Genomic DNA, 20,833 nt, shown 5'->3' on the forward strand with positions numbered 1-20,833 from the left:
CAGTACTCCTGATGGGTCCGGTGGATTTCGGCTTCCTGAACAACGGGGGAAGTGAGGCAACGGCCATGCATATAGACCGGAAAAAACAAATCCGCTTGTTGGAAAGCGCTGTCGGAGAGGCGGCCGGGGGAGTCGCCCGTATCGTGCTCGTGGAGGGCGCGGTCGGCTGCGGAAAGACAGAACTGCTTGAATCCGCGACAGAAATAGCCGTACGGGCTGAGGCCCTGGTGCTGCGCGCAGAGGGAACGCGGGCTGAACGGAACATTCCATTCGGAGTGATCGGCCAGCTCGCGGCGGCCGCCCCCGAGGGCGCGTTCGACACCGTGCCGGACCCGGCCGCAGCCGGCGGGATCGCGGCCCGCCAGGCCTTCGTCACCGCGGTCCAACGGCTCGCCACGCGCACCCCCGTGGCGATCTGCGTCGACGACCTGCACCTCGTCGACGAGCCCTCCCGCCGCCATCTCCTGCATCTGGCGGGCCGCTTACGGCAGGCCCCGGTGCTGCTGGTGCTCGCCGAGTCGCTGCACGAGCGCACCGATGACCCGGAACTCGGCACCGACCTGCTGCGCAGACCGGGCTTCACCCGGATCGAACTGGCACCGCTCACCCGGGAAGACGTCGCGGCGGCCCTGACGTGGGCCGGGGACACCGGCCGCGACGCCGCCCAGGCGCACGCGCTGACCGGGGGGAACCCGCTGCTGCTGCGGGCGCTGACCGAGGACGGCGGGCCCGGACGGGCCTTCGTCCAGGCCTTCCTGGCCTGCCTCAGACGCAGCGGCAGCCGTACCGAGGACGTCGCGGGGGCGGTCGCGGTACTCGGCACACTCGCCGACCCGGTTACCGTCGCCGGCCTGCTGGACATGCCCGAACCCGACGTACGCGCCCGCCTGGACTCGCTGCGCCGGGCCGGCCTCCTCGACGGCAACCGCTTCCGGCACCCGGCCGCGCGCACCGCCCTGCTCGACCAACTCCAGCACCCGGTCCGCGCCCAGCGGCACCGCCGGGCCGCCGAACTCGCCCACGCCCAGGGGCACTCCGCCACCGACGTCGCGGCACTGCTGCTCGCGGCCGGGGGGCCGGCGCCCGCCTGGGCCGGCCCGGTGCTGCGGGCCGCGGCGGACCGGCTGCTGGCCGACGGGCAGCACCGGCGCGCCCTGCAGTGCCTGGAGACGGCCCTGGCCGGCGCCCAGGACGAGGCCGAGAGCGCCGAGCTGCGCACCGCGCTCGCCGCCGCCCAGCTCGCCATCGACCCGGCGGCCGCGGAGCAGCAACTGGCCGGGCCGCTGGCCGCCGTGCGCGCCGACCGGCTCCCGCCCTCCGTCGCGGCCCGGCTCGCCCGCCTGCTGGTCACCCAGGGCCGCGTCGACGAGGCCGGCGAGGTGCTGCGGCAACTCGGTGTCGACACCGCCGGCGCCGGGGAGGGCGGCACCTTGGACGAACTGCGGGGCGTACCGCTGCTCGACGGGCTGTCCGCGTTCCCGTACCGGTCCGCGCGGCCGGCACCGCCCGCCGTCGCGGCCCGCCCGAGGGAACACCACCGGGCCGCCCCGGCGCACCAGGCGCCCGCCGCCCGGCAGGGGCCGGGCTGGGCGGCGGCGTTCTGGGGCGTGCCCGAATGGGAGCGTTCCACCCGCGGCGCCGAGATCGCCGAGGCGCTGCTGAGGCGCACCAGCCCCGCCGAGACCACCCTCGCCCCCGTCCTGCAGGCGCTGCGCGCGCTGCTGCACCTCGACGGGCCACGCCGCGCGCTGCCCTGGACCCAGACCTACCTGGACGAGGCGGCCCGCCGGGGCGCACCCGGCTGGCAGGCCGTGTTCGCCCTCACCCGCGCCGAGGCGCTGCTGCGCCAGGGCGACCTGCCCGGCGCCGAGCAACTCGCCCTGCAGGCCCGCAACCTGGTGCCCGAACACGACGACAGCCTGTTCCACAGCTGGGCCGGCGCCACCCTGGCCGCCGCCCGCACCCCCATGGGCCGGCACGACGACGCCGGACGCGAGGTGTGCCGACCGCAGCCCGAGCGGCTGGCGGGCAGCCTCCAACTGCTCGCCCATCTCAAGGCGCGCGGCACCTACTACTTCGCCACCAACCGCTACCAGGCCGCGCTCGCCGACTACCTGGACATCGGACGGGCCATGCGCCGCTGGGGCATCGACCGGCCCGTGGTGCTGCCCTGGCGGACCCTCGCCGCGGAGGCCCTGCTGCAGCTCGGCGAGGTCCGCCAGGCCTCCCGGCTGGTCGCCGACCAGCTCGCCTCGCGGGACATCGCCCATCCCTGGGTGAACGGCCTCACCCTGCGGCTCAAGGCGGCCCTCGCCGAGCCCGCCGAACGGCCCGCGCTGCTCTCCCGCGCCGTCGACGACCTGCGCCGGGCCGGCGACCGGCTCGAACTGGCCCGCACCATGGCCGACCTGGGCGAGGCGTTCAAGGAGTACGGCGACCCGGCCCGGGCCAACATGGTGAACCGCCGCGCCTGGCAACTGGCCAAGGAGTGCGGCGCCCAGTCCCTGCGCGAGCGGATCCTGCCCGGCCGGGCCGTGGCCGCGGACGTCCCCGACGCGGTCCGGCACGCCGAACTCGACGCCAAACTCAGCGAGTCGGAGAAACGGGTGGCCCTGCTGGCCGTGCACGGCCACACCAACCGCGAGATCGCGATGAAGCTGTACATCACCGTCAGCACGGTCGAGCAGCATCTCACCCGCGTCTACCGGAAGCTGAACATCACCCGCCGCCAGGACCTGCCCGCCGACCTGCCGTTCAGCGAGGCACTGGACCTGGCCTGAGACCCGCCCCGGCCGGGCCGGGGACGCGGCAGACAAGGAGAGACGACCATGAGCGGTACGCCGTTCGAGAACGCCGGCGCCGAGTACCTGGCGCTGGTCAACGACGAGGGCCAGTACTCGGTGTGGCCCGCGGCGGCCGAGGTGCCCGCGGGCTGGCGGATCGCCCTGCCCGCCGCGCCCCGGCAGGCCGTGCTCGACCACATCGACCGCCACTGGGGCGACCCGCGGCCGGCGTCACTGAGGGCCCTGGACGGGCAGCCGGGCCAGTGACGCACGCGCGTACACCGCCTGGGAGCCCGGGACGATGAACAGGGACTCGCGCAGTGCCGAGGCGGACTCGGTCGTCAACTCCTCGACCTTGTCCGCCTCGTCGTACATCAGGGCGCGTTCCAACTCGAAGTAGTACAGGTTGAAGGCGTCGACCTGCCGCTGGTACAGCCACCAGCGGTGGCCCTCCTCGGGTGTGCCGTGCTCCCTGAGGTAGGCAGCCGTCAACTGCTCCTCCAGGCGGTGTGCGAGGCGCTCGGAGGCCAGCCGGGCGCGGATCCCGGTGCCCGGGCGGACCCGCTCGTACAGGCAGTGGCCCAGTTCGTGGGCGACGCCCGCCAGCGCGCCGAGGGTCGGCCCGTCGGCGCCGAGGATGACGGCCGCGTGCGGGGGCCCGACCGTACGGAACGGGGTGCCGCGTTCGGCCAGGGAGGACTCGGCGAGGATCCGTAGCACCCGCGCCCGCCACGGCCGCAGATCGGGCAGCTCGGGGAGGATCTCGGCGGCCGGGGCGTGCGTGGGGTGGCTCAGGATCAGGTCGTCGGCCGGGAGCGGCAGGGGGAGCTCGGCCAGGTGCACCAGCATCTCGCGGCGCAGCGGCAGGACGGCCGCGTAGCGGGGGGCCGCGAGGGTCTGGCGCACCTGCCGGTGCGTGACGTCGAACAAGCGCCGAACCCAGGGCTGTTGCCGCAGTGCGGTCAGCCGGGCGCGGCGCTCGGTGAGCAGTCTCCCGATCAGGTCGCCGGTGCCGAGGACGGCCTCGCGCTGCAGGCGCCGGCGTTCGTCCCGGTAGGCGGCGACGGCCTGCGGGTCTCCGGTGAGGTCGTGCTGCGGGGCGGGCCGGTGCGCCCCGCCCCGCGGGGGTGCCACGTCAGTTGTTGATGCTGTCGTTCGAGTTGTCGTTGTTGCTGTTGTTGTTGCTGTTGTTGGCGTTGCTGTTGCCGTTGTTCTCGTTGGCGACGATCGACAGGTCCTCCGCGAGGGCGTTGATGTCCGTGGCGGTCACGCTCTGCAGACGCGGGGCGTCGGCGTTGTTGCTGTTGTTGTTGAAGTCGTTGTCGCTGTTGTTCGACATGGAGTTGTTCGCCGGGGAGTTGTTCATCATGAGCTCCTGAGGACGAGCGTGGGGCCGGGCCGGTGCCCGGTCTGCGTGTCGAGCAGCGACTCCATCTACCGCCATGGCGCTAAAGCGGCGGATGGCTGTGGCAAGCGCATGGCAAGGCCGCGTGCGGCGGCCTCCGGGCATGGCAGGAAGCAGTGGTGAGCCCCCGGGAACCGGCGGGAACGACACGGAACTTCCGCTTCCCGCATTGTGGTCGCGTCACCCGTGCGTCAGGGTCGGTCGCAGTCCGTAACCCCCCCCGCAGGAGGCCCCCCATGCTTACGGATCAGGACCACAGGACGCCGTCCCCGGCACGTCGGCGCGAGCAGATGCTGGAGCGTGTCGAGGTCAGACTGCGCTCCCTGCTGAACGACGAGTACCGCCGCCACACCGCGCACGCGCGTGCCGCGATCCTCGTCGAGTCGCTTGCCGAGCTGGTCGCGGCGGGCGGCGAACGGGTGCGTCCCGTCGTCCTGTTCACCGGGTACCTCGCCGCGGGCGGCGCCCCCGACGACCCGGGTGCCGTCGACGTGGCCGCAGCCCTGGAGCTCCTGGACACCGCGATGGTGCTGCGGACCGACGTGCACGAAAACGTGGCCGTGCGCCGCGGCATGCCCTCCCTGCACGTCGCCCACACCGCCGAGCACGAACGCGGCGGCTGGGGCGGCGACGCCGGCCGGCACGGCGCGTACGCCGCCACGCTCGCGGCCGACCTCGCCCTCGCCTGCGCCGACCGGCTCGCCGGTGAGCTGACCGGCAGCGCGCGGGCCCTGTGGGACGAACTGCGTGCCGACCGCTGCGTCGGCATGTACGCCCGCGAGTCGATGACCGCCGCCTACCTCGCCGACCCGTGGCCGGGCCGCTGCGTCTCCGGCTGCGACAGCGGCTGCCGCGCCGGCTGGTACGCCCTGCGCGCCCCCCTGCTCATCGGCGCCGCCCTGGCGGGCCGCGACGACCTCGCACCGGCCTACGAGGCCTACGCGGCCGCCCTGCACGCCGCCTGGCGCCTCCGCGGCTTCCTGGACGGCGGCCCCGAGTACGCCTGGGAGGCCGACCTCCTGCGCGACATCCTCCTCGACGGCGAGGAACGGGACGTTGCGGAGCGCATGATCCGCGACCTGGTGACCCGGGCATCCCGCACCGTCGGCAACGCGCCACTGCCGGGGGAGTGGCGAACCGAACTGGTGGCGTTCGGTGAGCGGGTGGCTTCGGTGTGAGACCGCCGAACACTGCGGCCGGACATGCGGTGCGTCAGCCGGTTTCCGGCATGGTGCAGTGGCGGCCTGCGAGGTGCTCGAAGTATCCCTCCAGCAGGGCGAAGAGCCTGTCGACAGCCTGACGGTGCTCGTCTTCCGACCACGGATGAGCCGGACGGCCCTCAGGAAAGACCACCTGGACCACCTGGGCCGACCATATGAGGTTCTCTCCGGCCTGGTATGTGTCCGCCAGCCACTGCTCGAGCCCCTTCAGCAGCACTCCGCCGCAGGCATGGTCGTAACCGTCGAGGTAGGCCGTCACACCTTCGTACGTGACGCGGCCGACGAACATGCCCGTCCGCTTGCTGAAGTTCTCCCAGAACCTCTGGTGCGACTCCGCCGGCCTGACCCTCCTCCGGCCCCAGGCAGCAGGCACCTGGGAGAGGTCGGTACCCATGCCCACGGTGGAATACAAGACTGCGTCCGGGCTCACGCCAAGTGCCGTGAGGAGAACGGTCATGCGCCCGGCGGGATGGTCAATCAGGTGTCAGCGGCCCGGTTGGGGGCGTGGTGTGCCCGGGCGGAGGCGGGTGAGCCAGGTGCGCAGGGCCTCCTTGCGGAGTTCGCCGTGCGGGTCCCTCGGCAGGGAGCCGACCAGTTCCAGGCGGGTCGGCAGGAACGCCTCCGTCAGGCCGGTGCGGGCCAGGTGCTCGCGGAGCTCCACCAGGCCCGGTGGCTCCTCCTGGAGCGCGGGGACGACCACCGCGCACGGCATCTCCCCGTAGGTCGCGTCCGTGTACTCCACGACGGCCGCCTCCCGTACCCGCGGATGCGCCCGCAGGCCCTCCTCCAGCGCGTCGACCGGTACGACGAACAGGCCGCCGGTCCGTTCGTCGGCGCGGCCCACCACCGTCACCTCGCCCGGCGGCCCCGGCAGCGCGGTGTCCCCGGTGTCCAGCCAGCCGTCCGTCCGGTCCCAGGCCGCCTCGACGGGTTCCCCGTGCCGCCAGGCGGCGAGGGCCACCGAGGGACCGCGCACCCGCAACGTGCCGTCCGCCAAGGTGAGTTCCAGACCCGGCAGGGGACGCTCCCCGGAGTCGTACGACAGCGCGCCGAGCCCCGCCTCGGGGGAGCCCCACACGCCGCGCACCCGGACGCCGAGTTCCTCCCGCAGTTCGCCGAGGAGCGGTTCCGGCGTGTCGACGCGGCCACCGGTCAGCGCGAGCCGCAGCCCGGACACGTCACGGTGCTCCTGCCGCTGCGCGGTCAGCAGTTCTGCCCAGAGCGCGGGCGTGGCGTACACCCGGTCGACCCGCGCGGACTCGACGAGTTCCAGCAGGACCCGCGGGTCCCACACGTCCTGGAAAACCCCGGTGCCACCGGACGCGAGCGGCCAGCACACCGTGTAGAGGAGGCCGGCGAGGGAGGTGAGGGGGAGCGGGGTCGAGAAGACCCCCGTCCCGCCGCCCTGCGCCGCGAGGCCCGCGTACAGCGTGTTACCCGTGTGCAGCACCGCCCCGTGGTCCTCGCCCATGCCCATGACCGTCAGCAGCATCGCCGGCCGGTCAGGGGCGGCCAGGGAGAGGGGCAACTCGCGGGCGAGCGGGCCGCGTTCGTGCGCGGTGCGCAGGAAGTGGGTGCCGAAGTCCACCGCCCCCGTCGCCGCCGCGTCCCCGACGACCACCCGGCGCCGCAGCCACGGCAGCCGGGGCGCGAGGTCCGCCAGGACCTCGGCGTTGCCGTACTCCTCCCAGCGGTCCGGTACGACGCACACCCGGGCCCGGGTGGTGGCCAGGACGCGCTCCAGGTCGGGCGCGCGCACACCCGGCAGCACCGGTACCACCACCGCGCCGATCCGCCAGCACGCCAGCACCAGCGCCGCGGTCTCCCACCAGTTGGGCAGCTGCAACGCCACCGGATCGCCCGCACCCACCCCGAGCGACCGCAAGGCCGCCGCGAACCGGTCGACGTACACCGCCAGTTGACCGTACGACACGGTCACCGAGCGCCGGCCGGGCGGACGGTGGGCGCGGTGACCGACGAACGCCGGTCGGTCGGGGTGCGCGGCGGCGGTGCGCAGCACGTCGTGCACAAAGCCCTCGGCACGCCACAGCCCGGCCGCCCGCCAGCGCCCGGCGACCTCCGGCGGGACCCCGGAACCGTCCGGCAGCGGGGTCACCGGGCCGGCCGTCACGTCCATCGGCCCACCGACCAGGCCACCTGGAGCCGGGACGTGGCGCCCAGCCTGCGCATGATCTGGCGTACGTGGTTCACGACCGTCCACTCCGATATGTCCAGACGGGAAGCTATCTGGCGGTTCGTCATCCCCTCCGCGACCAGCATCGCCACCTGCACCTGGCGCGGGGTGAGCGGCTGCGCCTCCGGGGTGGGGGCGGCCGGGCCCGCTTGCGGTTCGGGGGCCGCCAGTGCCTCCTCGACGGCCGTGGCGGGCGGCATCCGTGTGCCCTCGGCCCAGGCCGCCGCGTACCCGGTGGCGTGCAGCCGGGACCGCAGCGTGTCCAGGGCCGCGTCGACGGCGGTACGGCGATCCGGGGCCCGCGTACTGCCCAGCGCCCCGCGCACCGCCTCGGCGGCCGCCAGGACACGGATCGTGCGGGGGCCCGCCGCCGGGTCGGTGCGCAGCCACAGCAGGGCGAGCTCCTCCAGCGCGCCGGGCAGTTCCGTGCGCTCGCCGAGCGAGCGGTACAGCTCCAGGCTCTCGCGCAGCGCGCCGTCCGCGCTCCGGGTGTCGTCGCGTTCCACGGCGACGGCCGCGGCCTCGCGCAGCGCCGCCGCGAGGCCGCGCGCGTCCGCGATCCTGCGGTGCGCGTCGAGCCCCTTGTCCAGCGTGTCCCGCGCCTTGCGGTCGTCGCCCTGTGCGCGCAGCGCCGCCGCCAGCGCCACCGCCGCGTCCGCCGCCGGGGCGGCCGCACCCAGCGACTCCAGCGCGGTCAGGGCGGGGCCGAGCGCCGCGACCGCGCCCGCGGGGTCGCCGAGGCGCTGCAGCGCGAGCCCCATGTGGGCCGACACCAGTGCCGTCTGGCGCCGGTCACCGAGCCGCTTGCACAGGGCGAGGGCCCGCCGGTGGCGCCGTACGGCGAGGTCGGCGTCGCCGAGGGCCAGCGTGAACGTCGCCGACAGGTCGACGAGGCGGGCGCGCAACGGCTCGGGCAGCGCAGGCCGGGAACCGGTGGCGTCCGGACCCGGACCGGTCCCCCGGCCGGTCGACGGCACCGGACCCGCCCCCGGGCCGGTCGCCGTCCCCGCTCCCGGCTCCTCCTGGCCGAGCGCGTCGCACCACTCCACGCCCGTGCTCAGATGCCCCTGCACCAGCCAGGGCAGGCGCAGGGCGAGCACCAGGGAGGCGACGTCCTCGACGGCGCCGCACTGCCGCAAACGGTGCAGCGCGGCCACGACGTTGGGGTGTTCGGCGGCCAGCACGCGCAGCCAGTGGCCCTGCCGGGGACCGGTCAGCCGGGCCTCGGCACCGGTGACCAGCTGCCGGTACGCGGCGGCGTGCCGGTCGAGCGCCGCCTCCAGCAGGCCGTCGGCGGCGAGTTCCTCGCCCATGTGCGAGCGCACCGGCTCCGGCACCGCGAAGCGCGGCTCGCCCTGCTCCTGGTCGAGGACGACGACGAGGCTGCGGTCCAGGAGCGCGTCGAGGACGGCGTCGGTGCCGGCGCGGGGAAGCGGCGACATCCGTTCCAGCATCGACTGTCCGAACCCGGGCTCGCACACCGACAACTGGCCCAGCAGGGTGAGCTGGTCGCGGTTCAGGCCCGCCACCGCGGACTCCGCCAGCGCGGCCAGCGAACGGTGCCGGGCCGGGGCACCGGTGGGCCCGCCGGACAGCGCCGTCAGCGCTCCGCCGCGGTGCCGCAGCCGGGCCAGCAGCACCTGCGGCGTGAACAGCCGCAGCCGGCCGGCCGCCAGCTCCAGGGCCAGCGGCAGGCCTTCGAGCAGGTCGCACAGCGCGGCGACCGCGGACGCGTTCGCCTCGGTGAGCGCGAACCCGGGCACGGCGTCACGCGCGGCGCGCGTGAACAGGGCCGCCGACGCGTTGGAGGACAGCACGCCGGGCTCCTCGGCCTCCCGCGCGGGCACCGGCAGCCGGCGCACCGGGAGCAGCCGCTCGCCGACGATGCGCAGCGGCTCACGGGAGGTGGCCAGAACCCGCAGCCGGCCCGCGGGGGTGAGCAGCTCGGTGAGCATGGTGGTGAGCGGCTCGCCGTGGTGGTCGCAGCCGTCGAGCACCAGCAGGGCGTCCGCGTCCCCCGGGATCCGGCGCAGCTCGGCCGCCAGCCGCAGCACGGTGGCCGCCGCCTCGTCCGCCGAGGCGGCCGGCGACAGGTCAGCGCGGCGCGCACCCCGGAACTGCCCCGGCGCCGGAGCGAACGCCCTGGCCAGCGCGCTCTTTCCGACGCCGCCGGGCCCGGTGAGCGTCACCAGCCGGGCGTCCGGGTCGGTGAGCCTGCCGCCCAGTACGAGCAGCTCGGTGTCCCGGCCGACGAGAGGACGCCCGCTGTCCGCCGGCGCCGTACGTGTCCCAGCCGGGCTCGGAACCTGCTGTGTCACGGTCATGGCTTCCCCCTGAAGACGGCTGCCGACAGCGTGCCCCGGGCGGGCAAAGGGTGGCTTAAACAAGGCGGTCGGGACGGGGCCGGAGCGCACCGGCCGCGCTACGCGGCCTCCCGCAGCCGCCACACCCCCGGCCGTACCTCCACCGCCGGCCCCGCACCCTGGGCGGTGTCGGTGAGGCGGCGCAGGCAGCGCCGGGCATAGGCCTCCAGACGGCGGTCGCGCAGATCCGTGGCCAGGTCGCGGCAGGCCGTGAAACGGGCCGTCGCCGTCGCCGCGTCACCGAGGTCCAGGGCGAGCAGCGCGCCGGCGCGTAGCGCGTCGAAGCGGGCCGGTGACCGGTCCGGCAGGGAACCGAGCGCCGTGTCGAGGAGGGCGCCCGCCTCGTCGTACGCCCCCGCGTCCAGCCGTACGTCGACCAGCCCCACCAGCGCGCGCCCGTGCTCCTGGTCGTCCGCACAGCCGCGCGCGGCCCGCGCGGCGGCCTCGTACAGCTCCTCACATCGCGTCAACTCCCGCTGCTGCCAGGCGAGATCACCCAGCGAGCGCAGCATCCGCGCCTCGCCCACCCGGTCCCGGGCCCGGCGGGCCGCGTCCAGGCCGAGCGTGTGCGCGGTCCGCCACAGGGACCACGCGGCGTGCGACTCCAGGCCGCCGGACAGGGCGTCGGCCAGCCGCAGCGCCGCCGCCCAGGCGCCATGGGCGTGCGCGGTGCGCACCACCCCGACGAGGACCGCGAGGTCGGCTTGCCCGGTGGCGGAACCGCCGGCCCCCGCCGAGTCCGCGCAGGCCTCGGCGAGGCGGCCCGCGGCGTCCCGCGCCGAGTCCTCCGGTTCGTGCCGGGCGAGCAGTTCGGCGGCCAGCAGCCGCGGCAGCGGATGGAACCGGAAGCGGCCCGTGTCGTCGGCCTCCAGCAGACGCGCGTCGACGAGGCCCTCCACGCTGCGGCCGGCCGCGTCGGCCCCGAGACCGAGCACGGCGGCGGCCGGGCCGGTCTCGAACGGCGCGTCCGGCAGCAGGGCCAGCAGCCGGAACGACCGCTGCTGCTGGGCCGTGGCCGCCGCGTACGCCGTCAACAGCACCGTCCGCACGTCGAGTTCGCCGACGCGCAGGGCGTCGAGCCGGTCCCGCGGGTCCCGCAGCCGGGCGGCCAGGGTGTGCGGAGTCCAGTGCGGCCGGGCGGCGAGCTGGGCCGCCGCGCTGCGCAACGCCAGCGGCAGACCGCCGCAGAGCGCGGCCACCTCGGCCAGTGCCGCGGGGTCGGCCACGTGTCCGGGGTCCGTGCCGCCCGCGGGGCCGGACACCGTCGTGAGGACGGTACGCGCGCCGGAGTGCTGTGCGTGGCGCCGCGCGGCGCTCGCTCCGACCGCCGGCACGTGCCGGGACAGCGCGGCCGGGCGAAGGGTGCCCGGGCCGTCGGTGCGGGCCCGCGCGGAGGCGTGACCGTTCGCGGCCGGACGCCATGCCCCGTCCGTGTCGCCCGCCGGACCGCGGCCGGACGCCGTCGCCAGCAGGGCCCGGGCGGCTTCCGGGCGCAGCGGCGCCAGCGACACCGTGCGGACGGCGGCCAGGGACGCCGGGGTACGGCGGATGGTGACCAGGGCGCGGCAGCCCTCGGTGGCCGGCAGCAGCGGACGCAGTTGCGCCTCGGAGCCGGCGTGGTCGAGGACGAGCAGCAGGCGCCGCCCCGCCAGCAGGGTGTGCAGGGTGTCCCGCAGGTCCTCCACCGTCTCCGGCAGCGGGCCCGTCTCCCCTGCCCGCCGCAGCAGCCGGGTCAGCGCCTGGGCCGGGCCGAGCGGCCGGCCCGGCTCGGGTTCCAGATCGAGGAACAGCCGGCCGTCCGGGAACGCGTCCGCGCAGCGGTGCGCGGCCTCCACGGCCAGCGCCGTCTTGCCCACGCCCGGCATCCCGGCCACGGCGACGCACGTACCCGCCGGGGACGACGTCAACAGGTCGACCACCCGCGCCAGTTCGTCCTCCCGGCCGGTGAACGCCGGGTCGGCGGTGGGCAGTGCGACGGGCCGGCCGCGGGTCTGCGTCACCGTCACCGGGCCGGCCGGCGCGGCCTCGTCGACCAGCAGCCCGGCGTCACCCGCCAGGATCCGCCCGTGCAGCCGCTGCAACGCCGGGCCCGGCTCGATCGCCAGTTCCTCGACGAGCGTGTGGCGCAACTGCCCGAACGCCCGCAGCGCCTCCGCCTGCCGGCCCGCCCGGAACAGCGCCAGCATCAGATGACCGTGGAACTCCTCCCGCAGCGGGTACCGCGTCGTCACCGACTGCAGCTCGGCGATCAGATCCCGGTGCCGGCCCAGCTCCAGATCGGCGCGGATCCGCTGGTCCAGCGCCGCCACGCCCGCCTCCTCCAGCCGGACCGCCGCCGCGTCGAGGGCGGGTCCGTGCGGGGTGTCCGACAGCAGTGGGCCGCGCCACAGGTCGATCGCCTGCCGCTGCAACGCCGCCGCCTGCGCGAAGTCACCCGACTCCAGCGCCCGGCGGCCGCTCGCGTGCAGCGCCTCGAACCGGGTCAGGTCCAGCTCGTCCGGAGCCACCCGCAGCACATAACCGGGTTGCCGGGTCACCAGGAACTCCCGGCCGAACCCGGCCTCCGCGGAGCCCAGTTGCTTGCGCAGCTGCGAGATGTACACCTGCAGCGTGGTGGTCGCCGTACGCGGCGGATGGTCCTGCCACAGCTCGTCCGTCAGCGCCTGCACGGACACCACCTCGCCGCTGCGCACCAGCAGCGCGCCGAGGACGACGCGGAGCTTCGCGGCCCGGGGCGTGTACGACACGCCGGGACCGGCGCTGCCCTCGATCTCCATGGGCCCGAGGATGCGGAACTTCATGAGAGCACCCGGGTCACAGGTCCTGCACGACCCTGGTGCGGGCCTCGGCCACCGCGCGCCGGTGCTGGGTCACCGTGAGCGTCACCGGCACCGAGGGCCGTCCCTCGGCGTCCCGCTCCAGCGGGCCCGGCACCGCCACGCAGCGCAGCGGCAGGCCCGCCTGCGCGTAGCCGCGGAAGTGCACGTCCCAGCCGGCCACCACGGCCCGGTCGGCGTCGACACCGCTGGCCCGGCCCGCCGTCAGGATCGAGGTCTGGCGCAGCGCCTCCAGCAGCAGCAGACCGGACACCTGGCCGTCGTCGGACGGCGCCAGCGCCGGATTGTCGCCCCGGGTGAGCACCCACGTCGTCAGCCGGCCCTGCGCGGACCCGCTCGGCTCGCACACCACCACGTTCCCGGGGGCACGTCGGCCGATCTCGGCCGGGGCCACGGGCCAGCCCGCACCGTCCGGGGCGTCGTCCAGCTCCGGCGCCGCGCGCAGGGCGCGGCGGCTGTGCTCGACGTGGTTGCGGTGCAGCGCCGGCGTCAGGAAGACCAGGCCCGCGCTGCCCGTGCAGCACGGGACGTCGTCGATGCGGACCTCGATGCCGAACGTCAGACCGCGCGGCACCCCGCTGATCATGTGGTCGGGGCGGGCGGTCAGCCGCGTCGTCATCCGCGGCGGCTCCCCGTCACCGGCGCGCCAGGCCCGCAGGTCGGTCAGATCGAGCGCGAACCGGTAGAACAGGCCCGGCCGTTCGCGCGGCACACCGAAGTAGCGGTGACCCACGAACTCGCCGACCTCGCGAACCTCCTCGGTGACGGACTGCGCGTCGTGGAAGTGGCCGGGACCGTCGTTGAACAGCGGGTGCCCCAGGGGCACGGAGCCGGCCAGGACGAAGTTCTCCTCGCCGCTGCTGGGCGCGTCCAGGAGGTAGTGCTCCCAGGACGTCGGGCAGTGGATCAGATGCCGGGTGGCGTACTTGGGTCCCGCGACGGTGGTGCTGGACGTGTCGACAGTCATGGTCTCTCCTCGGCGCGATGGGAGCGCTCCCTGCTCGCAGAGCGTGGGGAGGGCCCGTCGTGCGGCGCGCACTGTCCCCGTGGCCGTCACAGGGACGGCCCGCGCCCACCAGGGTGCGAAAACGTCGGTACCGGGCGCCAGTTGGGGACGGTGGCAGCAAGTTGCACGGCAGCTAGTTGTGGTGTCCGCCCTGCTCGCACGCCAGGCCGGCTTTAGCCGCGCGCAGGTGCCCGGTGGCAGGATCGAGGCGACGGCACGGACACACCGATTCCCCCGTCACCGCTGCCCGTGCCGTTCGCCGGACCCGTCCGGGACGTCGTCCCTGCCGTCCCGGACGAGGCCCGCTCCCTGCCCGACCCAGTGCGCCACCTGGGCGCGCGAGGTGATGCCGAGCTTCTTGAAGATGCGGCTGAGATGGGTCTCCACGGTCTTCGGGCTGACCTGGAGCCGCGCCGCGATCTGCTGGTTCGTGCAACCCTCGCTGACCAGGACCGCCACCTGCGCCTCCCGTCTGCTCAAGCCCTCCGGCGACAGCCGCCCCACGTCCCGTGGAGCCGCCTCGGGCGGTGGCGGGGCGGGCAGTTCGTGCTCCCGGACCAGCCGTACCTCCCGCAGCCGGGCCCCCGCCCGGTCCCGCCACACCCCGCCGAGCGGCCGTGCCGCCCGCACCGCCCCGCGGGCCGCCTCCAGGGCGGCGGTGCTGTCGTCCGCCGCGAGCCGCACCCGCGCCAGCAACAGCGCCGCCTCCACGGCGAGCGGCACCCCGCCCGTGCGATGCGCCGACCCGGCGGCCCGCTCGGCCCACCGGCCGGCGGCCATGACGTCCTCGGCGGCGAGCCGGGCCCGGGCGAGCCCCAGCTCCAGCCGGCCCGCCACCTGTTCCTGACCCGCGTCGCGCGCCAGTACCAGTGCCTCCTCCAGCCGCCGCTCCGCCGCGTGCCGGCGCCCGGTGTGGAACAACGCGTCGGCCAGCAGCGGCACCGCGTCCAGACGCCGCAGCAGCGCGTCCTCCCCGAGCCCGTCGAGATCCCGCGCCGCGGCGTCGGCGGCGTCGAGCGCGGCCCCGAACAGCCCCGCGGCGGCGTGGGCGGCCGCCAGCAGACAGCGGGCGTGGGCGGCGGCGACGACGGACGCGGCGGTGCGCGACGCCTCCTGCGCCCAGCGCTGGGCCGTGCGGCGCAGCACCGGCTCGCCGCGGTCCAGGGCGAGGGCGGCGCATTCCGCGGCCCACTCGTGTACGGCCTCGGGGGCGGCCCGGGCCCGTACGGGCGGGGCGCACCTCTCCAGGCAGCGCTCGGCCCGCTCCCAGTTCCCTAGCAGCCGCAGGGCCGCCGCCCTGACCGGCGTGTCCCGCACCACCGTCGGCAGCGAGGCGTACGCCCGCAGCGCGGCCTCCGGACGGCCCGCCAGCACCAGCGCCCGCGCCCGCAGCAGCGTCGCCTCCACGTCGTCGGGAGGCAGCAGCCGCAGCAGCGACGCGGCCACGGCGGCCTCCCGGTGCAACCCGTCCCCGGCCACCCGCACCAACTCACCCCCGAACCGCACGGCGCCGTGCGCCGGGGTGCCGGCGGTGCCTTCGGACGCCGGGGACACCCCGGTCCGCTCGGGGCGGTCGGTGTTTCCGGGGGTGCCGGGCGCTGTGGTCCGTGCGGGCCGGCCGGTGTTTCCGGGTTCTCCGGACTCTTCCGTCCGGTGGGACTCACTGGTGCTTCCGGGGTCGTCGGTCTGCTGGGGCCGGTCGGTCGATTCGGGCTGTGCGGGACCTGCGGGCCGGTCGGGCCGGGTGGTCTTTCGTGGACGGCCCGTCGCTTCGGGACGTTCCGTCTCCCCGGGCTCCTCGGTCCGTTCGGCCCATGCCGTTCCGTCGGCCTGTGCGGTCAGCATCCGCCGTTCCCCCTCCGCCTCGGTCCAGCCGACCCTCTCCCACCCGGCACCCCGGCTCCAAGGGGCCCGCCCTGTCCGGTAGTTGCACGACAGGAAGTCACCCGGACGTGGGGTGAATCCCTGACTACTGCCGTGGTCGGGACGGGATCAGGCTCGAACCATGGCTGTCGACTCCACACCCGTCACCCGCCCGGGGGCGGCTCCCCCGGTGCCCGGCGTCCGCCGCGGGCTGCGGGCGGGCTACGCCTCCGGGGCCCTGGTCACCGGGGCGTTCAGCACCCTGCCCGGCCTCCTGCTGCTGCCGTACCTCACCGACACACTCGGCGCCGGAGCGGCACTGGCCGGGACGGTGGTGCTCGTGCCCAAGGTGTGGAACGCCCTGCTCGGTCCGCTCGTGGGCCACGCCGGGGACCGCGTGCCCCGTCGCCGTGCGCATCTGGCCGCCGGAGGCGTCGGCCTGGCGGCCGCGTTCGCCCTGATGTTCTCGGCGCCCGGCTCCCGCTCCGCCGGGATCTGGTGGGCCGCCGCCGGCTTCCTCCTCGCCGCCACGGCCTACGCCTTCTTCCAGGTGCCCTACTCCGCGCTCCCGGCCGAGCTGACCGACCGGGCCGCCGACCGGGTCGCCCTAGTGGCCGGACGCGTCGCCGTGATCGCCGTCTCCGCGCTGCTCATCGGAGCGGTGGGGCCGGCGCTGGCGGACGCGGGCGGCGGAGGAGTGCCGGGGCACCGCCTGGTGGGTCTGTTCGGTGCGCTGTGCGTGCTCGCCGGTACGGCGGGCGTGGTGCTCGGCGCCAGGGGCGCGCGCCGGGCCGGCGGGGGCGACACGACGCCCGGGGAACCCGCCGCCGAGCCGTCCGGTCTGCTGCCCCGGCTCCGTCTCGCCCGCCGGGTTCCCGGCTTCGCCGCGCTCCTCGCCGCCATCGCCGTGCAGTCCGTCGCCACCGGGGGACTGACCGCCGGAGCGCCCTACTTCAGCGAGCACATCCTGGGCGACAAGAACGCCACGGGGCTGCTCGTCGCCGCGTTCGTCGCCCCGAACCTCCTCACCGTGCGCGCCTGGACGCGGCTCGGAGCCCGTGTCGGTCACCGAGCCGGATACCGGTGGGCCTGCGCGGTCTTCGGCGTCGGCTGCCTGCTGCTGTGCGCCGCGCCCGTACTGCCGCTGCCCGTCGTGCTGCTCTTCATGGTCGTCGCCGGCGCCGGACATGCCGGTCAACTGCTGTTCCTGTACGCCTTGCTGCAGGATCGCATCGCGGGCGAGGGCCTGCGCGGGGCGGGCGTGTCGTCCGGGCTGTTCACCACCTGCGAGACCCTCGGCCTGGCGGTCGGACCCTTCCTCTACGGCCTGACGCTCGCCGTCTTCGGCTACGCATCGTCCGGCACCGGGCACGCCGTCGCCCAGTCGCACACGGCACGGGTGGGGATCCTCGTCGGCATCGGCCTGCTTCCCGCGCTGGCGGCACTCGCCGCGACGGCCGTACTGGGCACTGGGCGGCGCACGAAGCGGGGCTGAGACGACCAGCACGGGGGCGACCCGCCCCGAGCAGCACGGGGGCGACCCAGCCGGCCCTCACAGCAGGCGGGTAGGCCCGTCACCGTCCTCGGAGTCGTCCCGCAGCGGGGTCAGGGCGCCGTCCAGCGAGCTGACCTCGACCGCTGCGTCCGGTCCGTCCGTGACCCAGCCGACCGCCGTGGCCAGGCGGCCGCCGCGGTGCCCGCGCAGAGCGGCCAGGGCCTCGGCCTCCGCGTCCGCGGCGACCACCAGGCAGAGACAGCCTGCCCCGGCGGCGTACAACGGGTCCAGGCCGAGCACGTCGAAGGCCTCCCGGGCGCCGTACGGCACCGGCAGCGCGGCCTCGTCGACCCGCACCGTCCACCCCGAGAGCGCCGCGAACTCCCGCAGCACCGCCGCCAGTCCGCCGTCACCGACCACACCGGCCGCCCGTACCGCGTCCGCCGGCAGCGCCGCCCGGACCGTCTCGACCAGACCGCCCAGCGGGGCGGCGTCACTGGGCACGTGGTACTCGTAACCGAGCCCGGCGCGCAGGGACAGGACGTGCACCGCATGACTGCCCAGCGGTGCGGTGAGCAGGATCCGGTCACCGGGGCGCAGCGCGGCCGCGTCCAGGGGCGGGCGCGTGAACACCCCGAACCCGGTGACCGAGAGCGCGAGCCGGTCGATCTCGCCGGCCCGGACCACGGTCGCGTCGACCGCCGCGACCCGCACCCCGGCCTCCCGTACGGCCTCCCGTACGGAGTCGGCGGCGCGATGCAGCAGCGCGGTCGGCAACCCGGCCTCCACGACGGCGGCGACGGCCAGCCGGCGCGGCAGGGCACCGGCGACCGCAAGCGCGTTGACGGCCGCGCACACCGCGAGCCGCCCTATGTCGCCGTTGCCGTAGAACGGCGGGTCGACGACGGACGTGGTGGTGCGCACGGCCAACGGGCCCGGTTCCGGGGCCGGTTCGGCGTCGTAGAGGCCCCCCAGCGCAGCGACGAGGACACGCGCCGGGGACGCGGCGCCGGCGTTGTCGCGCAGCGCCACCTGCCCGACAGGCAGCGGCAGTTCGTCCCGCAGCAAGGAAATCCCCCCTTTCCGTCACCCGGGAACGCGGCGGCCCGTGGCCGCCCTGCGCGCCAGTCTGCTCCCGGCGGCCCCATAACCGTAGCCCGGGAAACCACGGACAACGGGCAGGCAGGGGTGGGAATTCAGGGGTGCACAGGGGTCCGACAAGGGGGACTGCGGAGGCGGTCGCCCTTCCTAGGGTCGAAGACCCGGAACACCCGGGCAGCCAACGGATCCAGGGGAGAGCGGCCATGGTGGACGTCAGCACGCGCGGGCAGCGGCGGCACGCCGCCGCCGACCGCATCGACGAGCGTCTCGGGGTGTTCGCGCACCGCTTCGAGGACGAAGGCGCGGAAACGGCCGGAAACGGTCCGCTGCACGGCGTCACCCTCGGCGTCAAGGACGTCTTCGCCACCCGCGAGGCGGTCCCCACCGCGCACAGCAAGGTGCACGACCCCGACTGGCACCGGGGCCGCGACGCCGTGGCCGTCCGGCGGCTGCGCGCCGCCGGGGCCGTACCGGTCGGCCTGACCACCGCGGGTGAGCACGCCCTCGGCCGCCCCGACCCCGCCCTGCCGTTCCCGGTGCCCCGCAACCCCTGGGACCTCGACCGCTACCCGGGCGGTTCCAGCAGCGGCAGCGCAGCCGGGCTCGTGCACGGCCTGTTCGACGTCGGACTCGGCACCGACACCGGCGGCAGCATCCGCATCCCCGCCGCGCTGTGCGGCGTCACCGGCGTCAAACCCACCCACGGGCTGGTCCCCACCGCCGGCAGCCGGCCCCTCGCGCCCAGCCTGGACACCGTCGGCACCCTCGCCCGGACCGTCCGCGAGGCGGCCCGCGCGCTCGGCGTCGCCGCCGGCCGGCCCACCCTCGAGCCCGAGTGGCGCACCGGCCTGGACGGCGTACGCATCGGGGTTCCCGACCGCGCGCTGGAGGAGGCAGGGCAGCTCTCCCCGGACTGCCGGGACGCCTTCGATACCGCCCTGGAACGGCTCCGCGACCAGGGCGCCAAGGTCGTCAGCGTCGAACTGCCCGAGCTGTACCCCCTGTTCGCCGCCCAGCTCATCACCCTGCTCGCCGAGGGCTTCCACACCCACGCCGCCGGGCTGCGCGGCCGCTGGGACCAGTACGGGCGGCCCTTCCGACGCACGCTCGTCCTCGGCGGCCTGATCCCCGCCTCCGCCTACGTCCACGCCCAGCGGGTACGCACCTGGGGCGCGGCGGAGCTGCGAAGCCGCCTCGACACGTGCGACGCGCTGGCCACCCCCACCTGGCCCGGTGTCGCCCCCCGCTACGACGACCCCGCGGGCCTCGCCGCCGTGTCGTGGCTGCCCAGCCTGTGGAGCGCCGTGGGCTTCCCCGCCGTCGCCCTGCCCATGGGCTTCGACCCGGCCGGCCTGCCGCTGTCCCTGCAACTGGCCGGCGCGCCCGGCACCGACGGCGCCCTGCTCGCCGTCGCCGACGCCTACCAGCGGCACACCGACTGGCATCTGCGCAGCCCCGGCCCGTTCCCGGCGACCCGCCCCGCCCCCGTCGTCCTGCCGCAGGCCGCGCCCTCCGAGAACGAGACCCAGCGGCAGCTCGGTGCGGCACTGCACCGGGCGGGGGTGCCCGTACCCGAGGCCGAACTCGCCGAGTTCGCCGGACAGTGGCAACTCACCGAAATGCTCTTCGGATTCCTGCCGGAACTCCCCGAAGCCGAGCCTGCATCCGACACCGAAGACGACAACTGAAGCGAATCCGAGGGGACTTTCATGACCACACGACAGGACTCCACGCGCACCACCACCGGCGACCTCCTGGAAAGCGACTGGATTCGCCGCTACCACCCCGCCGTCGCCGACGCACCACGCCTCATCTGCTTTCCGCACGCGGGCGGTTCGGCGAGCTTCTACTTTCCCGTAGCGAAGGAACTCACCCCGGCGATCGACGTCCTGGTCGTGCAATATCCGGGCCGCCAGGAACGCCGGCGCGAACCCCTGATCGACAACGTTCCCGAACTCGCCGACCGCGTCTTCGAAGAGGTACGGCACCACGCCGACCGGCCGCTGTACCTGTTCGGGCACAGCATGGGAGCCACCGTCGCCTTCGAGATCGCCCGCCGCTTCCAGGACGCCGGACTCCCCGCCCCGGCCCGGGTGTTCGCCTCCGCACGCCGGGCCCCCTCCCGGACCCGCCCCGACCGGGTCCACACCCGCGACGACGAGGGTGTCATCCGGGAACTGCGCAAACTCAGCGGCACCGACGACCGGGTGCTGGGCAACGAGGAGATCATGCGGCTGGCGCTGCCCGTACTGCGCAACGACTACAAGGCGGTGGAAACCTACCGCGCCGACCACGGGGCGCGCATCGACAGCCCGGTCACCGTGCTGACCGGGGACAGCGACCCCAACACCACCCTCGACGAGGCCCGCGCCTGGGCCGAACACACCACCGCCGACTGCGAGGTGCGGGTCTTTCCCGGCGGCCATTTCTATCTCGTCGACCGGCAGCGCGAGGTCCTCGACGCCATCACCGCCCGCATAAGCGCCCCGACCCGCAACCGAGGTTAGGGGGTCCCCGGCCCCCGGTAGGGGTCCGCACCGCGCCCACCCGCATCTAGCGTGAACTC

The 20,833-nt window shown here is 75.4% G+C and carries 15 protein-coding genes; 6 read left to right on the plus strand and 9 right to left on the minus strand.

Annotation, left to right across the window (positions count from 1 at the left end):
* Positions 1-65 precede the first annotated feature (65 nt).
* Together ACFYZQ_RS19720 and ACFYZQ_RS19725 are read left to right on the plus strand one after the other, a co-directional pair.
* Entirely contained in the window at positions 66-2,780 is a 2,715-nt protein-coding gene (locus ACFYZQ_RS19720; protein WP_389149008.1) for an AAA family ATPase, read from the plus strand.
* 48 nt (positions 2,781-2,828) lie between these two features.
* A complete protein-coding gene (locus tag ACFYZQ_RS19725) occupies positions 2,829-3,050 on the plus strand; it encodes an MbtH family protein (protein WP_389149010.1) in 222 nt (73 codons plus the stop codon).
* On the opposite strand, the gene ACFYZQ_RS19730 is transcribed toward ACFYZQ_RS19725, so the two are convergent.
* Both ACFYZQ_RS19730 and ACFYZQ_RS19735 read right to left on the minus strand, forming a co-directional pair.
* Complete coding sequence (locus ACFYZQ_RS19730; RefSeq protein ID WP_389149013.1) at positions 3,015-3,917, minus strand: hypothetical protein; 903 nt, start codon at positions 3,915-3,917, stop codon at positions 3,015-3,017. The two genes, ACFYZQ_RS19725 and ACFYZQ_RS19730, sit on opposite strands and share 36 nt — an antisense overlap.
* 1 nt (position 3,918) lies before the next feature.
* Positions 3,919-4,152 carry a hypothetical protein gene (locus ACFYZQ_RS19735; RefSeq protein ID WP_389149016.1) on the minus strand — a complete coding sequence of 78 codons (234 nt, stop codon included), beginning with the start codon at positions 4,150-4,152 and terminating at the stop codon, positions 3,919-3,921.
* A gap of 272 nt (positions 4,153-4,424) precedes the next feature.
* On the opposite strand from ACFYZQ_RS19735, the gene ACFYZQ_RS19740 reads away from it, so the two are divergent.
* Positions 4,425-5,366 (plus strand): polyprenyl synthetase family protein, encoded by a 942-nt coding sequence (locus tag ACFYZQ_RS19740; RefSeq protein WP_389149018.1) that lies wholly within the window; start codon positions 4,425-4,427, stop codon positions 5,364-5,366.
* Positions 5,367-5,400: 34 nt separating this feature from the next.
* Here ACFYZQ_RS19740 and ACFYZQ_RS19745 read toward each other — a convergent pair whose 3' ends face one another.
* The 6 genes from ACFYZQ_RS19745 to ACFYZQ_RS19770 all read right to left on the minus strand — a co-directional run bounded on the left by ACFYZQ_RS19745 (position 5,401) and on the right by ACFYZQ_RS19770 (position 15,653).
* Positions 5,401-5,865, minus strand: coding sequence for a hypothetical protein (locus tag ACFYZQ_RS19745; protein ID WP_389149021.1), 465 nt, complete (start codon positions 5,863-5,865; stop codon positions 5,401-5,403).
* Between the two features lie 27 nt (positions 5,866-5,892).
* Positions 5,893-7,545 carry an AMP-binding protein gene (locus tag ACFYZQ_RS19750; RefSeq protein WP_389149024.1) on the minus strand — a complete coding sequence of 551 codons (1,653 nt, stop codon included), beginning with the start codon at positions 7,543-7,545 and terminating at the stop codon, positions 5,893-5,895.
* Entirely contained in the window at positions 7,536-9,926 is a 2,391-nt protein-coding gene (locus ACFYZQ_RS19755) for a LuxR C-terminal-related transcriptional regulator (protein ID WP_389149027.1), read from the minus strand. The genes ACFYZQ_RS19750 and ACFYZQ_RS19755 overlap by 10 nt, the downstream gene beginning before the upstream one ends.
* Before the next feature lie 98 nt (positions 9,927-10,024).
* Complete coding sequence (locus tag ACFYZQ_RS19760; protein ID WP_389149030.1) at positions 10,025-12,766, minus strand: BTAD domain-containing putative transcriptional regulator; 2,742 nt, start codon at positions 12,764-12,766, stop codon at positions 10,025-10,027.
* A 13-nt stretch (positions 12,767-12,779) separates the two neighbouring features.
* Positions 12,780-13,769, minus strand: a complete 990-nt coding sequence (locus tag ACFYZQ_RS19765; RefSeq protein ID WP_389149033.1) for an AfsA-related hotdog domain-containing protein — start codon at positions 13,767-13,769, stop codon at positions 12,780-12,782.
* A gap of 276 nt (positions 13,770-14,045) precedes the next feature.
* Positions 14,046-15,653, minus strand: coding sequence for a LuxR C-terminal-related transcriptional regulator (locus ACFYZQ_RS19770; RefSeq protein ID WP_389149036.1), 1,608 nt, complete (start codon positions 15,651-15,653; stop codon positions 14,046-14,048).
* Positions 15,654-15,813: 160 nt separating this feature from the next.
* On the opposite strand from ACFYZQ_RS19770, the gene ACFYZQ_RS19775 reads away from it, so the two are divergent.
* Complete coding sequence (locus ACFYZQ_RS19775) at positions 15,814-17,166, plus strand: MFS transporter (RefSeq protein WP_389149039.1); 1,353 nt, start codon at positions 15,814-15,816, stop codon at positions 17,164-17,166.
* Positions 17,167-17,223: 57 nt separating this feature from the next.
* On the opposite strand, the gene ACFYZQ_RS19780 is transcribed toward ACFYZQ_RS19775, so the two are convergent.
* A complete protein-coding gene (locus ACFYZQ_RS19780; RefSeq protein ID WP_389149042.1) occupies positions 17,224-18,234 on the minus strand; it encodes an AIR synthase-related protein in 1,011 nt (336 codons plus the stop codon).
* A gap of 236 nt (positions 18,235-18,470) precedes the next feature.
* Between ACFYZQ_RS19780 and ACFYZQ_RS19785 the strand changes: the two genes are divergently transcribed.
* Together ACFYZQ_RS19785 and ACFYZQ_RS19790 are read left to right on the plus strand one after the other, a co-directional pair.
* The gene (locus tag ACFYZQ_RS19785; protein ID WP_389149045.1) at positions 18,471-19,955 is read left to right on the plus strand and encodes an amidase; all 1,485 of its coding nucleotides are present in this window, start codon (positions 18,471-18,473) and stop codon (positions 19,953-19,955) included.
* Between the two features lie 21 nt (positions 19,956-19,976).
* Positions 19,977-20,774 (plus strand): thioesterase II family protein, encoded by a 798-nt coding sequence (locus ACFYZQ_RS19790; RefSeq protein ID WP_389149049.1) that lies wholly within the window; start codon positions 19,977-19,979, stop codon positions 20,772-20,774.
* The last annotated feature ends 59 nt before the right edge of the window (positions 20,775-20,833 follow it).

Source organism: Streptomyces sp. NPDC001843 (genome assembly GCF_042891955.1).
Classification (GTDB): Bacteria; Actinomycetota; Actinomycetes; order Streptomycetales; family Streptomycetaceae; genus Streptomyces.

Coding starts and splice junctions, on each gene's coding strand:
- ACFYZQ_RS19720 (WP_389149008.1), top strand. CDS start 66: ATGCATATAGACCGGAAAAAACAAATCCGCTTGTTGGAAAGCGCTGTC.
- ACFYZQ_RS19725 (WP_389149010.1), top strand. CDS start 2,829: ATGAGCGGTACGCCGTTCGAGAACGCCGGCGCCGAGTACCTGGCGCTG.
- ACFYZQ_RS19735 (WP_389149016.1), bottom strand. CDS start 4,152: ATGATGAACAACTCCCCGGCGAACAACTCCATGTCGAACAACAGCGAC.
- ACFYZQ_RS19740 (WP_389149018.1), top strand. CDS start 4,425: ATGCTTACGGATCAGGACCACAGGACGCCGTCCCCGGCACGTCGGCGC.
- ACFYZQ_RS19745 (WP_389149021.1), bottom strand. CDS start 5,865: ATGACCGTTCTCCTCACGGCACTTGGCGTGAGCCCGGACGCAGTCTTG.
- ACFYZQ_RS19750 (WP_389149024.1), bottom strand. CDS start 7,545: ATGGACGTGACGGCCGGCCCGGTGACCCCGCTGCCGGACGGTTCCGGG.
- ACFYZQ_RS19755 (WP_389149027.1), bottom strand. CDS start 9,926: ATGACCGTGACACAGCAGGTTCCGAGCCCGGCTGGGACACGTACGGCG.
- ACFYZQ_RS19760 (WP_389149030.1), bottom strand. CDS start 12,766: ATGAAGTTCCGCATCCTCGGGCCCATGGAGATCGAGGGCAGCGCCGGT.
- ACFYZQ_RS19765 (WP_389149033.1), bottom strand. CDS start 13,769: ATGACTGTCGACACGTCCAGCACCACCGTCGCGGGACCCAAGTACGCC.
- ACFYZQ_RS19770 (WP_389149036.1), bottom strand. CDS start 15,653: ATGCTGACCGCACAGGCCGACGGAACGGCATGGGCCGAACGGACCGAG.
- ACFYZQ_RS19775 (WP_389149039.1), top strand. CDS start 15,814: ATGGCTGTCGACTCCACACCCGTCACCCGCCCGGGGGCGGCTCCCCCG.
- ACFYZQ_RS19785 (WP_389149045.1), top strand. CDS start 18,471: ATGGTGGACGTCAGCACGCGCGGGCAGCGGCGGCACGCCGCCGCCGAC.
- ACFYZQ_RS19790 (WP_389149049.1), top strand. CDS start 19,977: ATGACCACACGACAGGACTCCACGCGCACCACCACCGGCGACCTCCTG.